The organism is Streptomyces sp. NBC_01431 (assembly GCF_036231355.1).
Classification (GTDB): domain Bacteria; phylum Actinomycetota; class Actinomycetes; order Streptomycetales; family Streptomycetaceae; genus Streptomyces.
Genome location: NZ_CP109496.1, coordinates 6,885,509 through 6,908,265, shown reverse-complemented (window position 1 = coordinate 6,908,265; position 22,757 = coordinate 6,885,509). Strand labels below are relative to the sequence as shown.

General features: G+C 71.1%; 16 protein-coding genes and 1 pseudogene. 6 read left to right on the top strand and 11 right to left on the bottom strand.

Annotated features, from left to right (window positions below; genetic code table 11):
- Positions 1 to 100 precede the first annotated feature (100 nt).
- From fxsT to OG522_RS31540, 5 genes are all read right to left on the bottom strand, one after another.
- On the bottom strand, positions 101 to 4,075 hold the full coding sequence (gene fxsT / locus OG522_RS31560; RefSeq protein ID WP_329466438.1) for an FxSxx-COOH system tetratricopeptide repeat protein: 3,975 nt from the start codon (positions 4,073 to 4,075) through the stop codon (positions 101 to 103).
- Positions 4,068 to 5,417 (bottom strand): TIR-like protein FxsC, encoded by a 1,350-nt coding sequence (locus tag OG522_RS31555; protein WP_329466437.1) that lies wholly within the window; start codon positions 5,415 to 5,417, stop codon positions 4,068 to 4,070. Before OG522_RS31555 ends, fxsT begins: the two co-directional genes overlap by 8 nt.
- A gap of 189 nt (positions 5,418 to 5,606) precedes the next feature.
- Positions 5,607 to 8,033 (bottom strand): FxsB family cyclophane-forming radical SAM/SPASM peptide maturase, encoded by a 2,427-nt coding sequence (locus OG522_RS31550; RefSeq protein ID WP_329466436.1) that lies wholly within the window; start codon positions 8,031 to 8,033, stop codon positions 5,607 to 5,609.
- A 20-nt stretch (positions 8,034 to 8,053) separates the two neighbouring features.
- Positions 8,054 to 8,245 (bottom strand): hypothetical protein, encoded by a 192-nt coding sequence (locus OG522_RS31545; RefSeq protein WP_329466435.1) that lies wholly within the window; start codon positions 8,243 to 8,245, stop codon positions 8,054 to 8,056.
- Between the two features lie 407 nt (positions 8,246 to 8,652).
- On the bottom strand, positions 8,653 to 9,225 hold the full coding sequence (locus tag OG522_RS31540; protein WP_329466434.1) for a helix-turn-helix domain-containing protein: 573 nt from the start codon (positions 9,223 to 9,225) through the stop codon (positions 8,653 to 8,655).
- Positions 9,226 to 9,356: 131 nt separating this feature from the next.
- On the opposite strand from OG522_RS31540, the gene OG522_RS31535 reads away from it, so the two are divergent.
- Complete coding sequence (locus OG522_RS31535) at positions 9,357 to 10,223, top strand: DMT family transporter (RefSeq protein WP_329466433.1); 867 nt, start codon at positions 9,357 to 9,359, stop codon at positions 10,221 to 10,223.
- Positions 10,224 to 10,237: 14 nt separating this feature from the next.
- Here OG522_RS31535 and OG522_RS31530 read toward each other — a convergent pair whose 3' ends face one another.
- Together OG522_RS31530 and OG522_RS31525 are read right to left on the bottom strand one after the other, a co-directional pair.
- Positions 10,238 to 10,981 (bottom strand): acyltransferase, encoded by a 744-nt coding sequence (locus tag OG522_RS31530; RefSeq protein ID WP_329466432.1) that lies wholly within the window; start codon positions 10,979 to 10,981, stop codon positions 10,238 to 10,240.
- A 90-nt stretch (positions 10,982 to 11,071) separates the two neighbouring features.
- A complete protein-coding gene (locus OG522_RS31525) occupies positions 11,072 to 11,602 on the bottom strand; it encodes a gamma carbonic anhydrase family protein (protein WP_329466431.1) in 531 nt (176 codons plus the stop codon).
- A 95-nt stretch (positions 11,603 to 11,697) separates the two neighbouring features.
- Here OG522_RS31525 and OG522_RS31520 point away from each other — a divergent pair, with 95 nt between their 5' ends.
- Positions 11,698 to 12,135 carry an SRPBCC family protein gene (locus tag OG522_RS31520; protein WP_329466430.1) on the top strand — a complete coding sequence of 146 codons (438 nt, stop codon included), beginning with the start codon at positions 11,698 to 11,700 and terminating at the stop codon, positions 12,133 to 12,135.
- 36 nt (positions 12,136 to 12,171) lie between these two features.
- On the opposite strand, the gene OG522_RS31515 is transcribed toward OG522_RS31520, so the two are convergent.
- The 3 genes from OG522_RS31515 to OG522_RS31505 form a co-directional block, all read right to left on the bottom strand.
- Positions 12,172 to 12,828, bottom strand: coding sequence for a DedA family protein (locus OG522_RS31515; protein ID WP_329466429.1), 657 nt, complete (start codon positions 12,826 to 12,828; stop codon positions 12,172 to 12,174).
- Between the two features lie 75 nt (positions 12,829 to 12,903).
- Complete coding sequence (locus OG522_RS31510; protein WP_329466428.1) at positions 12,904 to 15,384, bottom strand: beta-glucosidase family protein; 2,481 nt, start codon at positions 15,382 to 15,384, stop codon at positions 12,904 to 12,906.
- Positions 15,385 to 15,628: 244 nt separating this feature from the next.
- Entirely contained in the window at positions 15,629 to 16,066 is a 438-nt protein-coding gene (locus OG522_RS31505; RefSeq protein WP_329467812.1) for a DUF4442 domain-containing protein, read from the bottom strand.
- A 109-nt stretch (positions 16,067 to 16,175) separates the two neighbouring features.
- On the opposite strand from OG522_RS31505, the gene OG522_RS31500 reads away from it, so the two are divergent.
- Positions 16,176 to 17,228: a hypothetical protein gene (locus tag OG522_RS31500; protein WP_329466427.1), complete on the top strand. Its 1,053-nt coding sequence runs from the start codon at positions 16,176 to 16,178 to the stop codon at positions 17,226 to 17,228.
- A 136-nt stretch (positions 17,229 to 17,364) separates the two neighbouring features.
- On the top strand, positions 17,365 to 18,663 hold the full coding sequence (locus OG522_RS31495; RefSeq protein ID WP_329466426.1) for an MFS transporter: 1,299 nt from the start codon (positions 17,365 to 17,367) through the stop codon (positions 18,661 to 18,663).
- On the opposite strand, the gene OG522_RS31490 is transcribed toward OG522_RS31495, so the two are convergent.
- Positions 18,625 to 19,485 (bottom strand): spermidine synthase, encoded by an 861-nt coding sequence (locus tag OG522_RS31490; protein ID WP_329466425.1) that lies wholly within the window; start codon positions 19,483 to 19,485, stop codon positions 18,625 to 18,627. The two genes, OG522_RS31495 and OG522_RS31490, sit on opposite strands and share 39 nt — an antisense overlap.
- 783 nt (positions 19,486 to 20,268) lie before the next feature.
- Between OG522_RS31490 and OG522_RS41295 the strand changes: the two are divergent.
- Both OG522_RS41295 and OG522_RS31480 read left to right on the top strand, forming a co-directional pair.
- Positions 20,269 to 20,781 (top strand): annotated as a pseudogene (locus OG522_RS41295) (IPT/TIG domain-containing protein); the annotation flags it as partial.
- A gap of 230 nt (positions 20,782 to 21,011) precedes the next feature.
- A complete protein-coding gene (locus OG522_RS31480; RefSeq protein ID WP_329466423.1) occupies positions 21,012 to 22,682 on the top strand; it encodes a hypothetical protein in 1,671 nt (556 codons plus the stop codon).
- Positions 22,683 to 22,757: the final 75 nt, after the last annotated feature.

Below are 22,757 nucleotides of genomic sequence, written 5' to 3'. Positions count from 1 at the left end.
CGCGGTGGACCGCCCGGAGCACCCGCCCGTCGGGCCCGAGCGCTACGTCGTGACCCGCCGGGAGCGCTCGGGTCCGTGGGCCCGAGCGCTTCGGCGCTGCTCACACCGGCTGCGGCTCCAGGTCGCGGTTGATCCGGCGCCAGGCGCGCGCCGCCTCGGCGATGGGATGGTCGACGCCCAGTTGCTTCGCGGCCGGCTCCAGGATGGAGGCGCGCAGCCGCTGGGCCTCCTCCTCGCGGCCGGCCGCCCGCAGTGTGATCGCCAGGTTGGAGCGGCAGGCGAGCACATCGGGGTGGGTCGGTCCAAACCGCTCCAACAGGCCCTTGAGCGCCGTCCGTTCCCAGCGTTCGGCGAGGTCGGGGCGCCCGATGTCGCCGTACGCGTTGGCTAGGTTGACCGCGGCGCAGAGGGTGAACGGATGGCGCGCGCCCAGCACTTCCTCAAGCGCGGCGCGCACGTCCTCACCGCCCCGCACCGCTTCCTCGGCGGCGCCGAGCCCGCGCTGGTAGATGTAGACGTTGTTGCGGCAGGCCAGCGTGAAGGGATGCTCCTCGCCCAGGGTGCTCCGGTAGCCGTCCAGGGCCTGCACGGCGAGGTCCAGCGCGGCCTGCTTGTCGCCGGTCGCCGAGAAGTCGGCGGCCAGGTTGAGGCAGCACGCCAGGGCGTCGGGAGCCTTCGTCCCATACCGGCCGCGGTAGCGGTTGTACGTTTCCTCGGTCAGCCGTTTCGCCTCGTGCGGGTGGCCCGACTTGCGCAGGGACACCGCCAGGCTCTTGGCGGTGCGCAGCGCCTCGGGAACGTCGGCGTTCAGCACGCGCTCGAACGCCGCCACCACCTCCCGCAGCACCTGCACCGAGGCCGTGTACTCGCCGCTCTCGCGCAGGTCGCGCGCGAGGTGGCCCTTGGTGGTGAGGGTGAAGGGGTGGTCGTCGCCGAGTAAGGCGCTGCGGCGTTCCACGGTCTCCTCGTCCAGCCTGCGAGCCGCCTCGCTGTCGCCGCTGAGCCGGTAGTCGATGGCGAGGTTGTTGGCGGCGATCAGGGTGCGCGGGTGGTTCTCGCCGAAGATCTGGCGCAGCCCGTGGTAGATCCGCAGGTCGCGGGTGAGTGCCTCGTCGAACCTGCCGAGCGCGCGCAGATCGGCGGCGAGGCTTCCGGTGGTGATGAGGATGCTGGGGTGGTCGTCGTTCGGATGGTCCTTGTGCAGGACGCTGATCTGGCGGGCGAGGGTGTCCTCGTCCATCGCCCGCGCCTCCTGGTACTTGCCCTGGGCGCGCAGGGCGTTGGCGAGCTCGAAGCGGATGTTCAGCGTCTGGAGGTCGTTCTCGCCGAGTTCGCGGGTCCAGACCTTGTTGAGCTGCATGCCGAGCACCCGGGCGCTCTCCAGCTCACCGCGCTTGAGCAGGTAGCGAATGCGGTCGACCATGAGCTGGCGGACCTTCTCCTCGTCGCAGTCGGCGATGCCGGAGGCGCTCAGGTGCGGCCAGATCAGTTCGAAACTGGGCCAGCTCTTGGGGTCGTTGACCGGGTTGTCTCGGTCGACGCCCTCCACCGGGCGGGCCTCGGCGAGGATGCGGTGCACCTCGTGCTTGGCCGTGTCGACCTCCTCGTCACTGAGCCCGGCCCGCACCGCGGCCTGGACGAGCCGGTGCACCTGGATGCTGCTGTCCGCGGGGTCGACCTTGGCCAGCGCGAACCGGTTCAGCGTCTGGATGACCTTGCCCAGCATGTACCGCTCGCGCAGATCGGGGTCGTACGGCAGGAGGGACTCGAACATCGAGTCACTGCCGATCAGGCGCATCGAGATCGGCTCGGCGGAGAAGAACGAGCAGAGCTCCAACAGCCGTACCGCTGCCTTGGATTCGTCGCGCAGCCGGCTGATCGAGATGTTCCAGGTCGCGCCGATCTGTTGTGAGTAGTCCTCGGGCTTGCCGAGGGAGAGCACCTTGGTGCTCTGTTCCTTGAGCTGTTCCACATAGGCGTCCACGGGGGTCGCGGTCTCGGCGAGCCAAGCTGCCGCGACCTCGACCGCCAGCGGCAGGTCACCGACCGCGTCGGCGACCCGGTCGGCGTCGGCGGCCGGCAGTTTGGTCACCCGGCGACACAGGTGCTCGACGCTTTCGGCGCGCGTGAAGACCTCCACCTCAATGGCTTCCACCTGCGTCGAGGCCGGTTTGTTGCGGCAGGTGGCGAGGATGTGGCCGTAGGTCTCGCCGGGGATCGGCTCCATGTCCTCGGGGAGGAGCTTCAGGGCCCGGTCGAGGTCCTCGACGTTGTCGAAGATCAGCAGCCAGCGCGAGTACGGCGCCCCGCGCCGCAGCGCCTGGAGTGCCGCGGTGGCCGCCTCGGCGACCACGTCACCGGCCCTCAGGTCCATCTCGGCCGCCAGTTCGGCCAGCGAGGACACCACCCGGTCGGGCTGCTCGGCCTCGATCCACCACACGAGGTCGTAGTCGGCGCGGAACCGGTGTGCGTACTCGCGTGCCACCTGCGTCTTGCCGACGCCGCCGAGCCCGTAGAGGACCTGTGGGAAGCGCTGCGCGGAGCGGCTGTCGCCGCGCAACTGGTCGCGCAGGCGCTCCAGGACGGAGGTGCGGCCGGTGAACCAGGCGTGCCGGGGCCGTACGTTCCAGACCTTGGGCACGCTGCCCGGGTAGCGCGGGCCGGCGGGCCCGGCCGCCACGGCGGCGGCGGCCTCGGTCCGGTCGAGCGCCTGGAGCAGGGTGGCGGCCGCGTCGGGCTCGTCGAGGCGTACGAGGTCGATGACGCCGCGGCTGCTGAGCGGCGGGCTGAGCCGCACGTCGCCGACGCGCACCGGCAGGATCTGACGCCGACCGCCCGCCGCGTCGAGCCCGGTGCCGCTCTCCCAGAAGGTCCTGGCCCGTTCGGTGTTCAGGTAGGCCTGCGACACCACCGGGATGACGCGGTATCCGACGCCGGAGGTGAACTGGGCCTCCACAGCCGCCACTTGGGGGGTGCGGACGTCGACCGGCACGACGTGGAAGCCGGCCGTGGTCAGCACGGAGGCCAGCCAGTCCGCCCACATCTGGTCCTCGGCGACGTACGTGAGGATGAGGTTGGACGGCGGCATGGGCCTGCGCCGGGTGTAGGCGGCGACATGGGTGAGCCGGTCCGCCTCGTCGATCGGCGGCAGCGAGTTCACCAGACCACCGGTGAGCACCGAGGTGAGCCGTTCGCACGCGCTGAGCATGGAGCTGCTGACGTTGGGCGCGTCGCCGAAGGTGGCCAGGATCTCCTCGTAGGCGTAGAAGGGGCGGTAGGGAACCTCCACCGTGCCCCAGTAGTTGGCCAGTTCCTCGGTGCTCAGGCCGCTGGGGAAGCCGGGGAAGCTCTCGCGGGCCAGCGCCCGTCCGGCGTCCGCCTTCTCCTTCTCGCCGTCGTCGATGCGCATCGGCACCGGCAGTATGCGGATGCGCCGCTCGTGGTAGCGCTCCTCGATGTCACGGGCGACCGCGGAGGCGCCGTCGATGCTCTGGTCGCTCAAGGTGAAGCAGACGACGAGGACTTCGGGCATCTGCACGGTGCAGATGTCGGCGATGTCGCTCAGGCCGGTGCGGCTGTCGATCAGGGTGTAGTCGTAGTGGCGCTGCATGTCGTCGCGCATGGCGTCGAAGAACTGGCCGCCGCCGAAGCGCTCGTGGAAGTCGTCCCAGTCCATCTTGCCGACGATGGACGGGTAGTCGCGGTTGCGGCGGCCGGCGGAGAGGAAGTCGAGACTGCCGCCCTGCGGAAAGTTCCAGTTGAGGGAGGTCGCGTGGGGGCGTACCCGGGCGTACTCGCGGTGCCAGTCGGGATCGCGGTCGGCGGGGCGCCGGGCCTCGTCCTGGTAGTCGGTGATCAGGTTGATCAGGCCCGGGGTCGCCTCCAGGTCGGCGAGGTCGAGGAAGGGGTGGAAGAACCGGTGCAGTCCGGGCGCCTCCAGGTCCCAGTCGACCGCGAGTACCCGGTATCCGTTGGCCGCCAGGATCCATGCGCAGTTGGCCAGCGCCATGGTCCGTCCGGTGCCGCCCTTGTACGAATAGAACGTGACGACGGTCCCGTTGCGGTTCTCAGTCATCTGATGAGCCCTCCGCCTTATCCCCGTTGTTCTTGTCCTGGTCCGTGCTCTGACCGCGGCTGGCCGGGCCATTGGTGCCGTAGCCGATGCCGCCCGGAAGCACGCGGGGCATGGGCCCTCCGCTGCCGGGCGGTGGATAGGTCGGCGCGTTGGCCTCGTAGTGTCTGACCGCCGCCTTGACCGCCCCCGGGATCGCCTTGCTGAAGGCTTCCAGGGTGGGCAGTCCGGCGCTCGGCGTGCGGTGCCCGTCGCTCTCGTCGGTGCGGGAGGCCAGCACGCTGTCGGTCTGCTGCGTCAACTCTTCGTTGTACGCGCGGGTTTGAGGGTCGGCCGCGTTCCCCGGGACCATCACGCTGATCCACGGTCGGGGGGCGGCGCAGAGCTGGTCGACCAGCTCGCGGCGGCGCCGGGCGTCCAGGGCCCAGCGGTCGAGCAGCAGCAGACCGGGCCCGGTCGGCGGTCCGGAGGCCAGGATCCGCTGGGGTTCGGCCTCGAAGTCGCTCAGGTGCACGGTGTAGTTCAGGTTGCGTACGACATCGACGGTGTGGTCGGCGAGCGGTCTGGAGGAGGCCGGATGGTAGGGGTTCCAGTCGAGGGCCTCGGATCCGTAGCAGTCGGGACTGCGGCCGGTGGGGAGGCTGGAGCGCGAGCAGGCGAGGACGGACACCTCCATGTCGCGGGCGGGTCCTCCGCTGGGGCCGAACGCGGGAGGCACTTTGGCGTAGTCCTGGTGCGGGTCGCCGGGCTCCAGCTGGGTCTGCTGGGCCACGCTCACGATGCGCTTGGCCAGCCGGTAGACGGCGCGTTCGTACTGGTCCCGCAGGTAGTTGAGCTTGATGAGGCCGTAGAAGCCCTCGTCGGCGTACTCGTCGCCGAACGTCGCGTGGTTGAACTGGAGCCGCTCGGCGGGCTGCGGTAACTGGCGGGTGGGGACGGGCACCCAGAGCGCGGGCACGATCCCGGTCACCGGGTTGCTGTTGTTGTGGCTCACGCGGGTGTTCTGGACGGCGGCACGGCCGGAGAAGGCGAACCACTCCCGGCCGCACTGCTCGCTGAGGAAATAGCGCGGGGAATACAGCGGAACGAACACGCGGCAGTACGCGAGCGCTTCGGAGAGCCGCTCCTGCCAGCCCTCTCCGGGTTGCATCTGCTGGTCCATGAAGCCGGCACTGCCCGCCGGGAGCGGCGTCAGCTGCATCACATGCGCGCAGAGGTCCCGGAAGAACCGTTGCACCCAGAGGTTGGGGTCCTTGTCCTTGGGGTCGCTCTTCGGCGTGTGCGCGTAGCTGAGGAAGAAGTACGGCTTCTGCTCGTCGCCCTGAGCCCCCACTGATCCCTGCACCACTGTCTCCCCCGGTCCAAGTGGATGGGTCCTCAGTGTAGGAACGGAGGTTTCTCCGGCGGAACAGAACGAACAAACCCGATGGTCGATCCACCCACGGAAATTCGATCAGATCATGACCGGAATCATGCGGTGCCCGTCGAGTGGATCAAAGAATCGGGGGAGAATTCGCTCAATTCGCAGCGGAATTCAAGCTGTTCCCCTCGTCGCCCGCGCCTCCCACGCTGCCCTATGGCGCCGCGCGGAGTCGGCCGCCTCGTCCAGAGCGGCGCCCGGGACGCGCTCGTCCAGCCAGCCGCGCACCGTCTCCCCCATGCCGTTGACGAAGCGTAGTCCCAGGTCGGTGAGGGATCCCGAGCCGAGCAACTCCTCAACGGCCTGGACCGTGTGCTGCCGCCAGCGGGCGAACTGCGCCTGGGCCGTGTCGCGTTCGAGGGCTCCCGGTGCGCTCCGGCGACGCACCCGCCAGAAGTCGGTCACCGCGATATGGGCGTACGTTCCCTGGAGCAGCCCCCCGATCGGCCTCGGATCGTCGCGCCAGGGGGCGTAGTAGAGCTGTCGGTCGGTCTTGTCGTACAGATCGACGGCGTCCAGGACCGCGGCGAGCTTCACATGCTGGAACTCGTGCACGATCAGCAGGGCAAGCAGCTCGGGCGAGGCGGGCCTGGCCGCCCCGATCGCGCCCCAGGCCTCCTTGCAGGCGGCGCTGACGTCGCTGCCGGCCGGCGCGTGCAGGGGCGTGATCAGCCGCAGTCCGGCGGCCACGCCTTCGGCGTAGACGGGCAGTTCGCGCCGGATCAGCGACCAGGCGCCCGTCAGGTCCTCGGCCCACAGCTTGGCCTCGTCCGCCGGGAGCCGCTCCGCGACGGGCCACTTGTGGCAGTCGCGCAGCGGGTCGGTGTCCTCGATGGCCACGCTCCAGCCCTCGCCCTGGAAGAGGCGCACCGGCTGCCAGTGCGGGGTGAGGCCGTCCATGCCCTCGTGCCAGCCGATGTCGAGGCGGCGGGCGCCGCCGCGCACCGTGAACCCCTCGGGCCCGGCACTCACTTCGGCGTGGCCGACATCGCCCGCGAGCCGTACGGAGCCGAGGCCGGGCAGGCGTAGCGCACCGCCGCGCAGCGGCACCGTGACGGGGTGGTCGAGGCGGGCCCGCAGCACGGTGGCCGCGGCGATCTCGGCGAGGCCGGCCGCGGGCGCCGCTCGGCCGTCGAGCACGCTCAGCGCCCACGGCCTGGTGTACGGATGCGCGAGCACCGCGTCGAGGTCGGCGGACGCCTCGGCGTCGAGGTGCGCCACCAGCTCCCAGGCCGCCGCGGCCTGCCGGTCGGACAGTGCGATGCGCTCGCTGACGGCGGCCAGCAGCTCCTGGTTGATGTCCAGCTGGGTGTCCGCCAGGCGCCGGATGGTGTCCGCCGTACCGAAGCCCGCCGCCAGCGCCTGGAAGTCTCCCTGCTCCATGGGCAGTTGGGGGGCGGGCGTCGGCTTAGGTGCGGGCACGGCCGCCTCCCGGTCTTTGATGGTGGTGACCAGTGCCAGCAGGTCGGGGCAGAACACGGAGGGGTTGTCGAAGTCGCTGCCGGTGCGGTACCGGTGGGCGTAGAGGCCGCCGCCGCAGGATTCGACCACCGGGCAGCCGCGGCACTGCTCGCAGAGCTGCTCGATGCCCTGTTGGCGGGCGAGCATGCCCGGGTGCTCAAGGACGTCGTCGAGCGAGTGCGTGAAGACGTCCATGCCGGTGGCCGGGGCTCCGTCGTACGACGTCTTGAGGCTGTCGGCCTGCTCGAAGGTGCCGTCGGTCTCGATCACCACGAGGTCGGCGGGGGCAAGGCCGAGGGACTCCGTGAGACTGCTCTCACCCCGCAGGGTGCGCAGCACGGACTCGAAGATGCGGACCGGCACCGGGCGTCCCGCCGCGTCCCAGCGCCGGTAGACGGCGTCGAGCCAGTCGGCGTAGGGAGTGGCGGCGCCGCCGGGGCGGGGCGGCGGGACGTCCCAAGTGGCGTGCGGGAGAAGGAAGTCGATGCGGGGCGGCGACAGGGCCACGAGGGCGTCGTAGACCGCCACCGGGTCGTTCTCGACATCGATGGTGCACAGCAGACCGGCGAACAGGCGCCGGTAGCGCGGGCGGCCGAGCAGCTCGACCGCTCGGATCACCTTGTCGTGGCTGCTGCGGCCGTCGGCGTATCGGCGGTGGCGGTCGTTGGAGGCCTTGTCACCATCGAGGGAGACGCCGATTTTGATGCCGAGTTCGAGGAAGAGCTCGCAGAACTTCTCGTCGAGCAGCACACCGTTGGTGTGCATGCGCAGATCGAGTGCGCTCACTCCGCTCAGGGCCCGCTGGAGTTCCTCGGCGGCCCGCCTGATCCTGTCGGGGCCCGCGAGCAGGGGCTCGCCTCCGTGCAGGACGACATGGACCATGGAGAGCGCGTGACGCGCGGCGTGCTCGGCGATGCGGTCGGCGACTTGGGCGAGGATCTCCTCGGAGACGGCCCTGGGCCGCCCGCGCCAGCTCGTGTCCGCGTGTTCGTAGACGTAACAGTGATCGCAGGCCAGATCGCAGCGGCTGTGGATCTTCAGCACGAATTGCGAGAGGGCAGGTGGAAGCGGCCGGTCCATGGTCGGGGTCTGTCCGCCCGTCAGAGCGCCGACTGGAAGGCGGAGGTGCCGGGAACGGCGGGGCTCGCGCCCCCCGACATCACCCGGGCCAGGCTCGCCGGGGCCTTCCCGGCGCTCTGCGCCGCCGCCCGCTTCACCAGCGGCAGGCGCCGGGTGACCGGCCTGTGCGAGGCGGGGCCGGGCCGTTCGGCCGCCGAGACGAGAGCTTCCACGTGAGCGCCTTTCAGATCGGAGCGCCGTCTCCGCAGCGGAGTCTCTTCTGGATCACTGCACAGAACACGGCTTTTAGTCTGTTTCATGGGCTTTTTCGTACGTCGTGCAATTCGGCCGCACGCCGTGCCCATGTGCGCTCATGCGCCACGAGCGACTGGTCCGACCACTGCCGCCTCCCCGGGACACCCCAACTGCGTTGGGCCGTAACCAGGTTCGGCGTTGACGCCGAAACCACCCTCATGAGTGGTTTCGTTCGAAATCGACGCGGCCCGCCTTCCTCGCGCCCGCGGCCGCGAAAGTAGACGATAGTCAGCGTCCACCCGACTCGGGCCCGATTACCAGATACAGGGCCAAAATCATCGCTCCAGAACGGTAACAGGCCGCGCGGGTACGGCGGTTGGGCGTCTCAGCGTTCGAACGGGACCGAGATGGCCATCGTCATGACGACCGGCTCCGAGCCGTCATTGCGGTAGGTGTGCGCCGCGTTGGCCTCGAAGGATGCCGAATGCCCGGCCGGCACCGGATGGTCGACACCGTCCACGACGAGCGTGAGGGTGCCCTCGGTGACGTGGATCAGTTCGACCGTGCCGGTGGGGTGCGGATCGGAGGCGCTCCCGTCGCCGGGCATCAGCCGCCAGTGCCACATCTCCAGCGGGCCGGGCGCCTCGGTGCCCGCGAGCAGCGTGTTGTAGCTGCCGCGCTCGGTGGACCAGAGCCGCACCGCCTGGTCCGGCGGCACGATCCGCACCTTGGGGCCGCTCTCGTAGTCGAGCAGGGTGGTGATGCTCACACCCAGTGCGTCGCCGATCTTCACCACGGTGCCGACGCTGGGGTTCGTCCGGGCCTGCTCGATCTGGATGAGCATGCCGCGGCTGACCCCGGCACGGGTCGCGAGCGCGTCCAGGGTGAAGCCGCGCTCGGTGCGCCAGCGCTTGACGTTGCGGCCCAGTGACTGGGTCAGCAGTTCGAGGTCCGACACATTCCGTCCATGAGGTGGGCCTCCAGGAAGGCCGTCCAATATTTTAGATGACAGGGTTCAATCGACTGCACTACAGTGCAGTGCAACCTACTGCTCATCCGTGTCACTGCACTGTACTGCGAGGCCCCGTCATGACAGCACTCTTCGCCCTGGCCACCAGCCTGCTGTGGGGCTTGGCCGACTTCGGCGGCGGGCTGCTCACCCGGCGGATGCCCGCGCTTACCGTCGTGGTCGCCTCGCAGTCCCTCGCCGTGGTCGTCCTCGGCACCGTCGTCGTGGCCACCAGCGGCTGGCACGAGGCGGGCCCGCAGCTCTGGTTCGCGGTCGCGGCGGGCGCGGTGGGCCCGGTCGCCATGCTCAGCTTCTACAAGGCCCTGGCGCTGGGGCCCATGGGTGTCGTCTCGCCGCTCGGCTCGCTGGGCGTCGCCGTACCGGTAGGTGTCGGTCTCGTGCTCGGCGAACGGCCGGGGCTGCTCCAGTTCGCCGGCATCGCGGTGGCCGTGGTGGGCGTGCTGTTGGCCGGGGGCCCGGAATTCCGCGGCGAGGCGGTGCGGCGCCAGGCGATCGCGCTCACCCTGCTCGCAGCCTTCGGCTTCGGAGCCGTGATGGCACTGATCTCCGAGGCGTCGACGAGCGTGCCGGGGCTGTTCCTCGCACTGTTCGTGCAGCGCGTCACCAATGTCGCGGTGGGTGGCACCGCCCTGTACGTCTCGGTGCGGCGCGGCGCCCCGGCGCTGCCCGAGGAGGGCGGCCCCCGCACCGTGTGGCTCGCGCTGCCCGCGCTCGCCTTCGTGGGCCTCGCCGACGTGGCCGCGAACGGGACGTACTCCATCGCCGCCCAGCAGGGCCCGGTCACCATCGCGGCGGTGCTCGCCTCGCTCTACCCGGTGGTCACGGCCCTCGCCGCCCGCGGGGTCCTCAAGGAGCGGCTGCGGGCGGTGCAGGCGGCCGGAGCGGGCCTCGCACTGGTCGGCACGGTGCTGCTCGCCACCGGCTGAGCGGAACGTGGCCCTCAGGCCTCTTCCGGGGTCAACTCGGCGACGGCGAGCAGCTGTTCGGGGGTGACGCCCTCCGGAATCGGCACCGGCGCGGGCGTGCGCAGCGGCGGCTGCCAGCCGTTCTCCTCGTCCCAGGTGCGCACGATGCGCGCGGGCGCCCCGGCCACCACCGCGTGGTCGGGCACCTCTCCGCGCACGACGGCGCCCGCCGCCACGACCACGTTGCGGCCGAGTCGGGCGCCGGGCAGCACCACCGCACCCGTCCCGAGCCAGCACCCGGGGCCGATCTCGACGGGCTCCATGCGCGGCCACTGCTTGCCCACGGGCTGGCGGGGATCGTCGTAGCTGTGGTTGGTCGAGGTGATGTAGACGTACGGGCCGCAGTACGTGTCCGAACCGATGGTCACGGTGGTGTCGGCGATGACGTGGCTGCCGCGGCCGAGTACGACTCCGTTGCCGAGGGTCAGGATCGGTTCGGCGCCGAGGTCCAGGCCCGGCATCATCCCGGCCGTCAGGGTCACCTGTTCGCCGATGATGCAGTGGTCGCCCAGCTCGATCCACCGCTCGCCGAAGACGGTGCCCTGCGGGAAGGCGAGGCGGGTCCCGGAGCCGATCCGGCCGAAGCGCAGCTTCCCCGGGTGCTCGGCGGTGACCGCGCCCGCCTCCTTGATCCAGCTCCAACCGCCGTGGACCGCGCGGGAGGCGATCCGGCGCCGCCAGGCGGTCAGCGATGAGAACGTGTTTCTGTTCTTGGGCACCCGCTCACGGTACTCATCGCCGGCCCGGCTGATCACGGCCGACACCTGTGATCTTCCGCTCAGCGCCGCGCGACTGGACTCCCCGCGGGCTCAGCCGCCGTGCGCCGTGCGGTGGTCGGTGGCCAGGCCCGCGTACATCAGGGCGTTGACCTTGATGCCCTCGCGCTCCTCCTCGGTCAATTCGCGCCGCACCTTGGCGGGCACGCCCGCGACCAGCGAACCGGGCGGTACGACCATGCCCTGCGGCACCAGGGCCTGCGCCGCGACCAGCGAACCGGCGCCGATGCGGGCCCCGTTGAGGACGGTGGCGCCCATGCCGACCAGGACGTCGTCCTCGACGGTGCAGCCGTGCAGCACCGCGTTGTGGCCGACGCTGACCCGTTCGCCGACCGTGACGGGGAAGCCGGGGTCCACGTGGACGGTGCAGTTGTCCTGGATGTTGCTGTCGGCGCCGATCACGATCGGCCCGCAGTCGGCCCGCAGGACCGCGTGGTACCAGACGCTCGCGCCCTCGGCCAGGGTGACCTCGCCGAGCACCACCGAGGTGGGTGCGGTGAATGCGGTCGCCGCGATCTCGGGCGTCTTGCCGCCCACCGCCGTGACCAACGCCTGCTCTGCCATGCGCCACTCCTTGGTACGGATTCGTTCGCGCCCACCGGAACGCTAAGGGACCTCGCCCCGGCCCGCGCGGCCGGGGGGCCGCTTACGATCACGCGATGGCACTCTTCCGGATCGACCGGCGTACCGAGCTGGCCCCCGCCGAGGCGTGGCGGCGGCTCACCGACTGGGAGCGGCACGGCGAAGGCGTCCCGCTGACCCGGATCGCGGTGAGCACCGCGCCGCCCAGCGGCCTCGGCACGTTGATCGTCGCGCGCACCGGGCTCGGCCGGCTGGGCTTCGACGACCGGATGGAGATCGTGCGCTGGGAGCCGCCGGGCGCGCGCAGGCCGGGCCGGTGCCGCCTGGAGAAGCGCGGCCGGGCCGTCACGGGCTGGGCCGAGATCGAGGTCGGCGCGGCCGGATCGGGGGCGTATCTGGTCTGGCGCGAGGACCTGCGAGTACGCGGACTGCCGCGCGCCCTCGACCCGTTGACGGCATTCGCCGGGCGCCTGGTGTTCGGGCGCGCCGTGCGGGTGCTGTTGCGGGACCGGTGAGCAGGGTGCCCCGAAGCCGGGTGCCGCGGTGGCCGACTAGTCCGCGGCAGGCACGTTCTCCGGGACGGACTCCGCCGCTTCCGCTTCGGCCATCGACTTCTTGGCACGGTTCTTGACGACCAGCATCGAGGCCAGTCCGACCAGCAGCGCGGCGACCAGGCCGAGGTAGGAGAAGTTCTTCAGCCAGGACTCGGCGACGATGCCGAGGTAGTAGATGACGGCCGTGGTGCCGCCGGCCCAGCAGATGCCGCCGAGGACGTTGGCGATGAGGAACTTCCAGTACGGCATGTGCAGGACGCCCGCCAAGGGTCCCGCGAAGATGCGGAGCAGGGCGATGAACCGGCCGACGAAGACGGCCCACATGCCCCACTTCTGGAAGGATCGTTCCGCCATGGCGACATGGCCGTCGCTGAAGTGCTTGGGGAACTTGTTGCCGAGCCAGGCGAGCAGCGGCCTGCCGCCCTTGCGGCCGATGGCGTAACCGATCGAGTCGCCGATCACCGCACCGGCCGTCGCGCAGGCGCCCAGCACGACGGGATCGATGTGCCCCTGCTGCGAGGCGAGCAGTGCCGCACTCACCAGGACAATCTCGCCGGGCAGCGGGATTCCGAGGCTCTCGACCCCGATGACCAGCGCCACCAGGAGATAGACACTGACGGCGGGGATGTGCTCCAGCCACTCCTGGATGTGCAACGCGCTTCCTCCCGCTCGTACCGGGCCGGAGCCCGGCGTGCGCCCCCCTTGGCGCACCCCGGCCAGCCTACCCGCTCAGGGTCGGCCGGCCGCCTCGCGTGATCGGACCCGGCCCCGGCCGGTGAGGCGCTGCTCACGAGCGGAGACGCCCACGGTGACCTCGCGCGTTCCGGTGCCCAGGACCCAGCCGTGCCGCGCCGGGTCCCAGGACGACAGCGAGCGCGCCGAAACGCGTACGGTCACGTGCCGCGCCCGGCCGGGCTCCAGTTCCAGGCGGCGGTAGCCGGCCAGGGCACGGTGCGCCTGGTCGAGGCTGAGGTCGGGCGAGGGACCGACGTAGACCTGGGCCACCGTGGTTCCGGTGCGCGGACCTGTGTTGCGGACGGTGAAGCCGACCGCGAGCCCGTCGTCGTCGGGCTCGACGGTGAGGCCGGAGTATTCGAAGGTGGTGTAGGAGAGCCCGTGCCCGAAGGGGAAGAGGGGGGCCACGCCCTCGGCCTCGTACCAGCGGTAGCCGAGGTGGACTCCCTCGGAGTACTCCTCGGTGCCGTTCACACCGGGATAGCGGTGCGGGTCCCCGGCGACCGGATGCAGGGTGTCGGAGGCGGGGAAGGTCTGGGTGAGTCGGCCGCCCGGGTCGCAGTCCCCGAACAGGACGGCCGCGGTGGCCTCGGCGCCTTCCTGGCCCGGGTAGTACATCTGGAGTACGGCACCTGTGTGGTCCAGCCACGGCATGGTGGTGCTGGATGAGGTGTTGAGCACCACAGTGGTACGGGAGTTGGCGGCGGCGACGGCTTCGATCAGCTCGTTCTGGTGGCCGGGCAGGGCGAGACCGGTGCGGTCGGCGCCCTCGGTGGCGTCCTCGTACGCGAACAGCACGACGCTCGCGGCCGCGCGGGCGGCGCGCACCGCCTCGGCGACGTCGGCGGCGCGGGTGGCACCGGTGGTGCGGCGCAGCCGGAAGACCTGGCCTTTCTCGCCGCCCTTCGCGGTAATGGTGAGCCGGTGGGGTCCCGCGTCAAGGCCCAGCGTGCGGCGACGGACGGCGAGTCCGTCGGGAGCGGCGCTGACGAACCCTCCGGCGAAGGACTCACCGAGGCCCGGGGCCGGTGGGAAGAGTTCGGTGCCGTCGAGGAACACCTTGGGCCGGTCGCCGGAATAGTGGATGTAGAAGGTCCACTCGTCGGGTTCGTCCACGGTGAGGGGGGCATCGTAGGTCCAGGTGGCGCCGGGGGCGATGTGCCGGCCCTCGAAGTCGGCGCCGGGCGAGGCCCCGGGGAGCGGTTTGCCGAAGATGTCCTCGCCCAGGGCGTAGCTGACGCGGGCACCTTCTCCGGCCCGGACTCGGAGTGCGTCGAGCGGGCTCCGCACATGTGCGGCGACCACATGTGCGCTGCCACCACCGCTGACGAACGGGATGGCTCCGGTGGGCCCGATCACGGCGATGTGGTGGGCGGCCTGGCCGGTCAGCGGCAGGGTGGCGTGCCGGTTGCGAAGCAGGGTGGCGCCCGCCTTGGCGACCTTGAGCGCGGTGCGCGCCCCGGCCCGCGGGTCACGCTCCGGCCGGGCGGGGGCGCTGCCGTCGAGCAGTCCGAAGCGCTCCATGACGGACAGGACGCGGCGTGCGGAACGGTCGACGAGCGCTTCGGGGAGGCTGCGGCTGCGTACGGCCTGCTTCAGGGCGTCGGCGAAGTGGTCGCCGCTCGGCATCTCCATGTCGAGCCCCGCGGTGAGGGCGGCGGCGGTGCTGTGCGCGGCCTGCCAGTCGCTCATCACCCAGCCGTCGAAGCCCCAGTCGCCGCGCAGCACGTCGCCGAGAATTGGCTTGTTTTCGCAGGCGAAGGTGCCGTTGACCTTGTTGTAGGCGCCCATCACGGCGCCCGCTCCGGCGGCGACGGCCGCCTCGAAGGCACGGAACTCCAGCTCACGCAGCGGCTGTTGGGCGATCCGCACATCGACGGACGTGCGGCCTTGCTCCTGGTTGTTCAGGGCGAAGTGCTTGACGGTGGCGATCAGTCCCTGGCTCTGGATGCCGCGGATCTCCTCGGCGACGAGGTCGGCGCTGAGCAGTGGGTCCTCGGAGAAGGTCTCGTAGTTGCGTCCGGCGTACGGGGTTCTGATCAGGTTGACCATGGGCGACAGGAGGACGTCCTGGCCGAGCGCGCGGCCCTCGCGGCCGATGACCTCGCCGTATTCGCGGGCCAGCGCGGGGTCGAAGGCGGCGGCGAGCAGCACCGGCGCCGGCAGGGCGGTGGCGTGCTCGGTGACGCGGACGCCCGCAGGTCCGTCGGCGAGTCTGAGGGCGGGGATGGCGAGCCGCGGCACTCCGGGGACGTATCCGGCCTGGCCGAGGCTGTGCGGATCGTCGGCGCCGTGCAGCAGGCCGATCTTCTCGTCCAGGGTGAGCCGGGCGAGGAGGTCTTCCACCCGGCGGGAGGCCCCCGTGGCCGTACCGGCGTCGGCCGGGGCGGCGAACGGGCCGGTCGCGGCCGCCGCGACCGCGACGGCACCGGCGAGTCGGCGCAGTGCTGACCTTCGGGAAACGGGGTCGGGCATGGACCGTCACTCCTTGTGTGGGCGGGCACGACATGTGGACCGCGGCACAGCAGGCGGCGGGCCGACGTTCGACCTGTGAACGCACTATGCGTCACGACCGAGTTGACAACCCGTCAGGCGCCACGAGGCGCCGGAAACGTAGGACCGTCCGGTGGAAGAGCCGGCGAGAGCGAGCGGGACACGGAGAAGGCGCCCCGGTGTGGGCCGGGACGCCTTGGGGTTCCGTGGCGCGTGCCGCGGAGGGTCAGGAGTTCGGACGCAGCGTCCAGACAACCACCATTTCGCCGGTCACGGCGCCGTCCGCGCGCTGGATCTCGATGTGGACGGGGAACTCGGGGCGCTGCCCCGCGTCCAGTTCGGCCACCACGTCGGCGATGGGGCGGCCCAGGGTCGCGGTCGCGGTGACGACGCCCATGGCGAGCTTCTTGTAGCCGATCTCGGCCTTGACGGCCAGCGGCACGGCCCGGCCCATCTGGTCGCCGAAGGCGGCGATGACGATGGCACCGCTGGCGGACTCGGCGAGCGTGAACATCGCTCCGGCGTGTGGTCCGCCCACGTGGTTGTGGTAGTCGGGCTGGTCCGGCAGCCGTACCACGGCACGCTCGGGGGTGGTCTCCAGGAACTCCAGGTTGAGGGTCCTGGCCATCGGGACCGTGGCGGCGAGCATCTCGCCGACGGACATCTGATCAGCGCTCATGGGAGTCGATGTTACCCATGAGTAGCCGCCCTTGGCCATCCCTGGCGGGGGCGGCCGTAGCAGGAGCGGGGCGGCACCTCTATGGTTACTGGCCATGTGGCCAGGACAGCAGCCGCCCGGGGGCGAGCAGAACCCGCAGGATCCGAATCAGAACCCGTACCAGCAGCCGGGGTACCAGCAGCCGAATCCCTATCAGCAGCCGGGATACCAGCAGCCTGGGCAGCAGCCCGCGCAGCCGCCCACGCAGCCGGGGTACCCGCAGCAGGGTTACCAGACGCCCAACCCGTACCAGCAGCAGCCGTCGTATCCGGTGGGCAGCCCGCCGGGGGCGCCGCAGCCGTCGCAGGACGACAACAACAAGAAGAAGACCACGATCATCGCCATCGTCGCGGCCGCGGCGGTGGTCGTGGCCGCAGGTGTCACGGGCGTCGTGGTCCTCAGCGGCAACGGCAAGAGCGACCAGGCCGACGGCAAGAAGCAGTCGCCGTCCGCCTCCGCGTCCGCGGCGCCGTCCTCCCCGGCCCCCAACCCGCGTGGTGCCGGTACCGAGGTGGCGCCGGTCATCGCGGGCTGGAAGGTCGTGGTCAACCCCACTCGCGGCGACGCCTTCGACGTTCCGCCAGACTGGGAGGTCGACAGCCCCAGCATGAGCGTGGGCTGGTCCGACAAGGCGGACCCCAACGGGTTCGGCGGCATGATGATGTCGGCCCCCGCCTACTACAAGTCCAAGTGGTGCACCACCAAGGGCTCCAGCGGCCGCGACGAGAACACCGCGCTGGCCACCATCGGCACCAAGGGCGCGAACGGCGCCAAGTCGACGGACGATGCGGCCCAGCAGGCCGACGACTGGCTGTACTACGCCTACACCCAGCCGGACAAGAACCACATCACCTCGGACAAGCCGGTCCCCTTCACCACCAAGTCCGGTCTCCAGGGCAGCGTGGTCCGCGCCAAGGCGACGGGCGTGAAGAAGACGGACAAGTGCTCCACCGACGGCCAGTCCGTGCTCTTCGGCTTCAAGACCGCCAAGGGCGACCTCGCCGCCTGGAGCTTCATCGCCAACACGGGCGTGCCCGGCGCAGTCGACGAGGACACCATCCAGAAGATCCTCAGCACCATTCGCCTGGTACCCGTCACCAGCTCCTGAGCTCCTGAGCTCCTGATGACGAAACGGTTCCCGAGCTCTGGAGCTCCTGAGCTCGTGATGACGGTCGACGGCTCCTGACAGGTGCCGGGCCGCAAACGAGTTGGCGCCACGGGGTGGCGGCGGCGATAGTCCCTGGGTGACTTCCGCCGCCGCCCCTTCGCATTCCCGCCGCCCTTCATGGGCGGGCCGCAACTACACCCTGCTGACCGCCGCCGCGATCGCGACGAACCTGGGCAGCCAGGGGGCCCTGATCGCTTCGGCGTTCGCGGTGCTCAGGGCCGGGGGCAGCGGCGGTGACGTGGGGCTCGTGGCGGCGGCCCGCACCGTTCCACTCGTCCTGTTCCTGCTGGTGGGCGGCGCGCTGGCGGACCGGCTGCCGCGACACCGCGTGATGGTCGCCGCCAACTCCCTCAACTTCCTTTCGCAGGGCGCCTTCGCGCTGCTCGTCCTGACCGGCGAGCCGCGGCTGTGGCAGATGATGGCGCTCACCGCGCTCGGCGGCGTGGGCCAGGCCTTCTTCGGCCCGGCCTCCGAGGGCATGCTGATGTCCAGTGTCAGCGGCTCGGAGGCCGGCCGCGCCTTCGCGTTCTACCGGATGGCCATGCACGGCGCGGGCATCGGCGGGGCCGCGCTCGGCGGCGCGCTCATCGCGGCCTTCGGTCCGGGCTGGGTGCTCGCCATCGACGCGGCCGCCTTCGCGGTCGCGGGCGCGCTGCGGGCCTTCCTCGATGTGAGTCACATCCCCGCGCGTGAACCCGGCGGCGGCATGGTCGCCGATCTCCGCGACGGCTGGCGCGAGTTCATCACCCGGCCGTGGCTGTGGTCGATCGTCGTGCAGTTCGCGGTGGTCAACGCCGTGGTCGCGGCGGCCGAGGCGGTGTACGGCCCGCTGGTGGCCCGTGACGAACTCGGCGGCCCCGGCCCGTGGGGGTTCGCGCTCGCCGCGTTCGGCGTCGGCACGGTCGGCGGGGCGCTCCTGATGACGCGCTGGAAACCGCGCCGACTGCTGCTCGCGGGCACCCTCTGCGTCTTCCCACTGGCCCTGCCGTCGGCCGCGCTCGCGGTGCCGCTGCCGATCGTGGCGCTCACGGCGGTCATGTTCCTGACGGGTGTCTCCATCGAGGTCTTCGGTGTCTCGTGGATGACCTGCCTCCACCAGGAAGTCCCGGAGGACAAGCTCTCCCGCGTCTCGGCGTACGACTGGCTGGGCTCCATCGCCATGGTGCCGCTGGCCACCGCACTGACCGGCCCCGTGGAGAGCGCGGTCGGCCGGACCTCCGCACTGTGGGGCTGCTCGGCGCTGATCGTGCTGCTCACCGCGGCGGTCCTGTTCGTCCCCGAGGTACGCCGTCTGACCCGGCGCGGCGCGACGGTGGCCGGGGCCGGTCCGCAGGCGTCAGCCGATGCTGAAGGCGCCGTCGGGCGGCTCGGGTGAGGCCTGCGCGTTCTCGTCGCCGACCGGGGCGGCGTCCGCGATGAAGCGCCTCAGCGCGTCGCCGTACTCGACCCGGGCGGGGAAGGCGTCGCCCGCGGTGCGCCGGGCGAGCGCCGCAACGTCCAGCGGTCGTGCGGAGGCGAGCAGCACCGCGTTCCCGAAGCGGCGGCCGCGCAGCACGGACGGTTCGGCGATCAACGCCACCTCCGCGAACACCGCCCGGAACGTGGCCAGTTGGGAGCGCAGGAAGGTGAAGGGCGCGCCATCGGCGAGGTTGGCCGCGTAGATGCCGCCGGGCTTGAGCACCCGTTGGGCGATCCGCGCGTACTCGATGGAGGTGAGGTGCGCGGGCACCCGTGAGCCGCCGAAGACGTCCGCGATCAGCAGGTCCGCCGAGCCGGCCGGCGCCCGCCCGGCCCACGCCCTGGCGTCCGCGGCGTGCACGGCGATCCCGGCACCGGCCGGCACCGGCAGGTGTTCCAGGACGAGCTGGAGGAGCGCCCGGTCGGCGTCCACGACGTCCTGGCGCGATCCGGGCCGGGTCGCCGCGACGTAGCGGGGCAGGGTGAACGCCCCGCCCCCGAGGTGCAGCACGTCCAGCGGGGCGCCCTCGTCGGCGGCGCAGTCCACGACATGGGCGAGCCGGCGCACGTACTCGAACTCGATGTACGTCGGATCGTCGAGGTCCACGTACGACTGGGGGGCGCCGTTCACGGTCAGCAGCCAGGCCCGCTCCCGATCGACATCGGGCAACAGTCGGGCGGTGCCCTCATCGACGTCCCGGATCACGGGAATCGGTTCGGCACGCGGATCGTCATTCACCGTCCCATTGTGCGCCCGACGGCCCGCGCCGGGCCGCCGGGGCCGGGCTGTGGGGCCGGAGCAGACCGACCCCTCGGGGTCCGGCTGGATCGCCGTGAGCCCTGGCAAGAACAGTGGCCAGCAGGGCGACTTTGACGCCGGACACGCAGGTCCTGGGCTCCAGATCCGATCCGGAGCCCGTGCATGGACGTCCCCGGATCGCCGCATTTCCAGCCAGACCTGGGCGGCGGCCGAGGTTGGATCCCTCTTATGGGTGCTCCGTAGTCAGGCCCCTCGCGTACTTCCTCAACCTGAATATTTGTGGTCAAGGGGCAGCTTCGCCCTCTCGGGGCGGCCTGCTTCCGCCTGACGGCTTCACGCCAAATCTATTCGCACACACGCTCAGCTGTGGGTGGCTTGTGACGCCCGCATGGGGAGTGCGGGTTCTGAGGCCCTGTTGTGGCCTGTGTTTTTTGCTCTGGGGAGGGCGCGTGCGTCTGCACGGCGAGGGGTTCGGGTTGTATCGGGGAGCGCGTCGGCGGGTGCTGACTGTGGGGGCGCTCGTACTGGCACTGAGTGCGAGTGTGGTGTCGGCGGGGGCGGCGTCGCCGTCGCCGTCCGGTTCTCCACCCACGGCTGCGTCGGGTGCCCCGTCGCCATCGTCCTCGCCCAAGTCCCCGTCGTTGCCTGCGGCTTCGCCGTCGTCTGGCGCCAGTGCGAAGCCGGCGCCCAAGCCCTCGGTCAAATCGGTCGCGCCGAAGGTCGCTGCGGGTGCCGCTTCGACGAGTAACGCGGTGTACGCGTATGACGCGGCGGGGTCGTTTGGTGGGGCTGACCGACCCGGCCGGGGAGACGGCGCGCTACCGCTATGACCCGCCGGGTAACCGGCTTGGCATCGACCGCTTTCCTTCCAGCCAGTTGTCGGTCCTGTCGGTGGTGCCGGTACGGGCGGCGGCCGGGGCGAGGGTGACGCTGTCGGGGACCGGCTTCTCCACGACGGCTGCGAGCAACGCGGTGTCCTTCGGTGGCACGGCGGCCACGGTGGTGTCGGCGACCGCGACCCGGTTGGTGGTGACGGTTCCCGCCGGGGCGAAGGCCGGGGCGGTGTCGGTGACGGTCGCCGGCGTGAGCGCGCAGTCCGTGGAGGCGTTCACGCTCGCCACGCCCGCTCCGGTGGTCTCGTCGTTCGCGCCGACGTCGGCGGTGGCCGGGGCGCAGGTGGTGATCTCCGGTTCGGGGTTCGCGACGGCGCCCACGGACAATGTGGTGCGGTTCAACGGGCGTGTGGCGCAGGTGGTTTCGGCGTCGGCCACGTCGTTGACGGTGGAGGTTCCGCCGGGCGCGTCGGACGGGTTGATCGAGGTGGCGACCCGGGACGGCCGGGGCGCCTCGGCCGCCAATTTCAGTGTGGTCGGCAGTGGTGGGCCGGTCTACGACTCGGTGGTGACCACCACGGTCTCGGACGCCAATCCGCCGTCGGTGGCGGTCACGACGCCGGGGCACCTGAGCGATCCGGTCGCCGTCACCGTGCCTCGGCGTCCTGCCCGGTGCGGGCGACTGCCGCAGCCACCCCGGCCGCGAAGCCCTCCGCAGTTCAGAAGACGGCGGCCTCCACCCAGTCAGCAAAGCCCACGGCCGACAAGGCGACCACGGTGGGTGTGGTGCCGTCGGGTGCGGACGCGTGGCAGCCCTCGCAGCAGAACCTGGCCGGCCGGGACTGGCTCACCGGGAAGGGAGCGGCCCCGAAGACGCCGCCCGCGCTGCGGGGTCCGCCGTCCCAAACAGCCCTGTCCGGACAGGTGTTGAAGCTGGACGGGTCGCCGCGAGCGAGGGTGGCTGTCCGGATCGGAGCCAAGAGCGGGCACACGGACGAGCAGGGCCGCTTCCTGCTGGCCGGGATCAGCACGCAGGACACCACGCTGGTGGTGGATGGAACCACGGCCAACACCAAGGACCGTTCCTACGGCCGGTTCGACATCCACATCGAGCCGAAGGCCGGACAGACGTCCGAGCTCGGCTTCCCCGTGTGGATGACGCCACTGGACACCCAGCACACCGTGCACTTCGAGGCCCCGGCCAAGTCCGAGGTGGTGCTGAAGACCCCGCAGATCCCGGGGCTTGAGGTCCGCATCCCCAAGGGTTCGGTCGTACGGGACGAGCACGGCAAGCCGGTTACCGAGCTCGGCATCACCCCGATCGCGCTGGACCGGGCGCCGTTCCCGCTCCCGAAGCACGGTGTGGTGCCGGTGTTCTTCACCGTGCAGCCCGGCGGCACGTACATCTTCCCGCTGGGCGCGCAGGTCATCTACCCGAACTACACGCACGAACCGCCCGGTACGCGCGTGGAGTTCATGGACTACGACCCCAAGGCCAAGGGCTGGTACGTCTACGGCCACGGACAGGTCAGCCGGGACGGCAGGCAGGTCGTCCCGGATGCCACCACCCGGGTGTGGGCCTTCCACGGTGCCATGTTCAACGTGTCCGACCTGGTGCCCTTGCACAGGAAAGGCTTGGCCGGATTGAAACCTCCGATTTTGAGCGTTCCGACGTGCTGGCTTTTCATTTGGCGGCGGCGAAGGCTCGCTGCGGTATCGACCCCACGGCCCTGCCGGAGTCGAATGGGCCGTACCCGTCCGGTAGTTGGTGATGCTGGCCGGGCGCCTGATCACCGCGGCCACGGGCAAGCGGGGCCGACCGTGAGCGCGGTACTGCCCTGGGAACGGGCCAACTACAAGGTGGGCGGGCGTCACCCGCAGCGCCCCGCGACCGTCCATGTCCGGGTCGTTCATGTCCGGCCGTCCACCGCGACAACAGCTTCTGAATCACCAGGAGTCGACGCGGCTGTAGTACGCGCTGAAGGACCGCTCGGGCGGCCGCGTTGGGCTGGAAGGCGGACCGGGTCATGGTCACCGGCGGCGATCAACGGCTGTCCGCGACAGCAGCGTTGGCCCGCACCGGGTTCCAGCGGCTGGTCACCGAGATCGGCCTGGAGCGCGTCGGACTCGTGCTCGGCATCGAGATGTCCCGCCTGGCCCGCTCGGGCAAGGACTGGTACCAGCCTCGCCCTTCTGATGCATCGACGGCTGGCAGCTCACAGGGTGGGCTCGCGGTCGCGGCCCGCCTCCTGCAGCGCAGCCCAGTGCACGCGAGCGGCGCCACAGGGCAGGGCTCGTGGTCACGACCCGCCCCCTGCAGCGCAGCCCAGTGCACGCGCGTAGCGCCGGGCACCCGGCCGCGGGACATGTCACCCACGAGCGCATGCCGTGAGGCTCGGCAGCGTACTGAGGGAGCGG